Annotated in this window: 4 protein-coding genes and 1 tRNA gene; 3 read left to right on the top strand and 2 right to left on the bottom strand. The window is 62.0% G+C overall.

The window, feature by feature from the left end; genetic code table 11:
• Positions 1 to 107 precede the first annotated feature (107 nt).
• From CM1CMNOD_RS00360 to CM1CMNOD_RS00350, 3 genes are all read left to right on the top strand, one after another.
• The gene (locus CM1CMNOD_RS00360; RefSeq protein ID WP_013871677.1) at positions 108 to 500 is read left to right on the top strand and encodes a GntR family transcriptional regulator; all 393 of its coding nucleotides are present in this window, start codon (positions 108 to 110) and stop codon (positions 498 to 500) included.
• Between the two features lie 133 nt (positions 501 to 633).
• Positions 634 to 1818, top strand: a complete 1185-nt coding sequence (locus tag CM1CMNOD_RS00355) for a hypothetical protein (protein ID WP_206437592.1) — start codon at positions 634 to 636, stop codon at positions 1816 to 1818.
• Positions 1815 to 2354, top strand: coding sequence for a cysteine hydrolase (locus tag CM1CMNOD_RS00350; RefSeq protein ID WP_013871675.1), 540 nt, complete (start codon positions 1815 to 1817; stop codon positions 2352 to 2354). The genes CM1CMNOD_RS00355 and CM1CMNOD_RS00350 overlap by 4 nt, the downstream gene beginning before the upstream one ends.
• A 193-nt stretch (positions 2355 to 2547) precedes the next feature.
• Here the strand turns inward: CM1CMNOD_RS00350 and CM1CMNOD_RS00345 are convergent.
• Positions 2548 to 2620, bottom strand: a tRNA-Arg gene (locus tag CM1CMNOD_RS00345).
• A gap of 343 nt (positions 2621 to 2963) precedes the next feature.
• On the bottom strand, positions 2964 to 3137 hold a 174-nt coding region (locus tag CM1CMNOD_RS00340; protein WP_131773785.1), incomplete at its 5' end, for a DUF3039 domain-containing protein.

Raw genomic sequence — 3137 nt, 5'->3', positions numbered from 1 at the left:
GAGCGCCGGGGCCTCTGTGTCAAGACGGTTGAACTGTCTTAAGACAGTGCCATCGCTGTCGTGTCGTGTCAAGCCACCGTCTTGAGACGGATGGATACGCTGATGCAGTGGAAGAGTCAGGGGCCCCAGTCAGCGACAGGCGTCACGCCAGCCACCGCGTCGCCGATCAACTCGAAGCCGCGATCGATGCGGGCAAGTACCCGCCGGACCGCCCGCTTCCGTCCTACCGGCGGATCGCCAACGACTACGGCATCGCGATCAACACGGCTCAGGCCGCCGTTCGACTGCTGAGCGCCAGAGGGCGCGTGCACATCAAGGCAAACAGCGGCGCCTACGTCTGTAACGAGCCCCGCGCGCCGGCGCCAGGCGAAGAGCTGCGCGAGATTCAGACGGATGTCGCCAGACTCCGAAAACAACTGAACGATGTTTCTACCGGACTCGCCGAAGTTGAGCGTCGTGTCGACGAGGCGATGAACCATCTCACCTCGGAGGACAAATGAGTCGGCCGGCCGAAGGCGCCATTCGGTTGATTCGTGCATGTCCCAAGAATGACCGCTCAACGACTCACCGCACAGGTGACAGCCGGTACAGGCAGGGACAGGACATCCGTCCATGGACATCAGGACAGCGGTCATGGACATAGGGACATCAAGCACGGCGACGACATCGGCGCCCACACCGAACCGCGTGCTCCTTGAGCTGCGAACGTCGCACGGATGGGGAAGACCCCGCCTGGCGAAGGAGCTACACCGGTTCTGCCTGTCCAAAAGTTGGCCGTCGCCCGGCGAAGAAAACATCAAGAAACAGATATACCGGCTGGAAAGTGGGCAGATAAGATCGCCCGACGAATTCTACTCGCGACTGTACTGCCAGTTCTTCGAAAAAAGCCCGCACGACTTATTCGGCAGCCTGCGACCTGTCAGCGAGTCATCGACCTTTAAGCTCTCCAGTCACAAGTTCATCCCGATCTATGTTGGCGCCCAGGCCGCCGAAAACATCAGGACGGCGGTACGGGCGTCACCCGCCGACCGACAGTGGACCGAGTGCTATTCAACGCCGGTTACCGACGGAGACGCAGGGACTTGCACCATGTACGTATGGCCCTTCGGGGTCGTGGTTTACCACTTGATTGAGGACCTGACACCGTCGTCTGTAGCCGAGATCTCCGCCTGGCGCCGCGTCTCCTACCCGGAGAACATCGATTGGGCTACCCGCCACCTCGAAGAACGCATCGAAGCCCCCGTGCGCGATGAGCCGTACGTCTTGAGCACCTACTGGGTCGAGTCGGCGCCATGGGATGGAACCCGTCTCGACAGCGCACTTCGGCTTCTGTGTATCCCCCGTGTCCTGCTCGAACGCGAGGATGACCACCAAGGATCGTCTCAGGCACATGCCGAACTCGTCGAGCAGTCGCTACTACGGGAAGGATTCAACCACCCCGAAATCATGGAATTCGGAATGAAAGGGATATCGTTCGGGTTCGCATCGTGGTCGGGCATTGTCTACCACCCCACCGCATCGGCACGAGCACTGACTGAACATGAGCTCATCTCATGCGAACTGTCGGTGCAAGCCGCATGGTCCTACTGTAATTCGATACGATCAGCAGTCGAACGGGGACGAGATCCGGTCGTACCCGCCGAATATGGATGGCGGTTCGTGAGGGGACTTCGGTCCAGGCTGACCACCGAACGCCCGCAGGAGACGTCACAACACCGATCGATGCGTGAAGCGATCGTAGAAACGAGCGGCCTGTCTCGACACCTTGCCCACGCGGTTGAGACGTTACGAGAAGCGGCAGACGGAGGGCAAGGATGAACAGCAAATCACCGGTGCTGGTAGTGATCGACGTTCAGAACGGATTCCTGACCGAACACTCACGGCCCGTTGTACCGATTATCGTGGATCTTGTCCAACGCTGGCATGATGCCGGTCGCGCCACCATCTTCACGCGGTACCTCAACTTCCCCGGAAGCCCATACGAGCGGCTGATGGGCTGGACCCAGCTACGCGAGTCACCGGCAACAGACATCGTCGATGATCTGATACCCCACGCCGCGAAAGCAACCGCGGTGGTCGACAAGACGATCTACACCCTCTTCAACGAGGAAGGCACCGCACTGATCAAGGAACATGGCTGGACTGACCTCTACATCTGCGGCATCGACACGAACAGTTGCGTCCTCAAGACTGCTGTAGATGCCTTTGAGCGCGACCTGACACCGTGGATCGTGACAGACGCGAGCGCGAGCCACTCCGGGCCGGATGTCCACGATGCGGGCATCCTCCTGGCCACTAAGTTCATCGGCCGTCGCCAACTCGTGACACAAGCCCAGATCCCGATCACTCTTTGATCAGATCTCGGAGACCGGCGCTACGCCGAACGGGACACCGGCCGAGCCGCCACGCTCCGGACTGCGCGCGGCGCCGGGGCGCCGTGCTCGCCGGGCGCGTCGCACGGATGCCGAAAGTTAGTAGGACTGCGACCGGAGCGCTTCTCGACGATCGGCGGCGCCGGCTGCATCCGCGCAGGTCAGACGGGCTGTGTGCCCCTGGCAGGAATCGAACCTGCGGCCTACCGCTTAGGAGGCGGTCGCTCTATCCACTGAGCTACAAGGGCGGGGCTACTACAGGAACAGGACCACAAGGGCGGGCCTGGCATCGTGAGGAGGCCCGACGGCATCCCAGCTTACGCATCATCCGTCGTCCCGGTCGTACGTGGCCGGTCACGTGGGCGGATCAGATGGGACGAGTCACAGCGTCAGAGAAGCCTCGGCCACCATCCGTCACCATCCGTCCTGTTGCCGATCACTACCGTGATCGACACTCATAGCAGCTCTCGCGGCAGGCAGACACCGGCAGCGTGTAGCGCGGCACGGGCCGCCGCGAGCCGCGTCCTGGCCTACGCCCAGCCGTGACCATGGCCCGGGAAGGGGCGATCGGAACGGGGCCGCCCGGGGCGGTCAGCCAAGCTGTTCGGCCAGCTCGACAAGCTCCTTGCATTTCGGGCATACCGGGAACCGCTGAGGATCACGCACCGGCTCGAACCTGTAACCACACAGCGCGGTCACGCGTCCACCTTCGATGGAAGCCCGGACGATCTCCTCGTGGCGCGCGTAGTGGGCGAAGTCGTTACC

This window comes from Protofrankia symbiont of Coriaria myrtifolia, from assembly GCF_900634755.1.
GTDB lineage: Bacteria > Actinomycetota > Actinomycetes > Frankiales > Frankiaceae > Protofrankia > Protofrankia coriariae.
This window is presented reverse-complemented; position numbering and strand designations above follow the sequence as displayed.

Bases quoted from the DNA above. Each gene is read 5' to 3' on its own strand.
- CM1CMNOD_RS00355 (WP_206437592.1), top strand. From the start codon at position 634: ATGGACATAGGGACATCAAGCACGGCGACGACATCGGCGCCCACACCG.
- CM1CMNOD_RS00350 (WP_013871675.1), top strand. From the start codon at position 1,815: ATGAACAGCAAATCACCGGTGCTGGTAGTGATCGACGTTCAGAACGGA.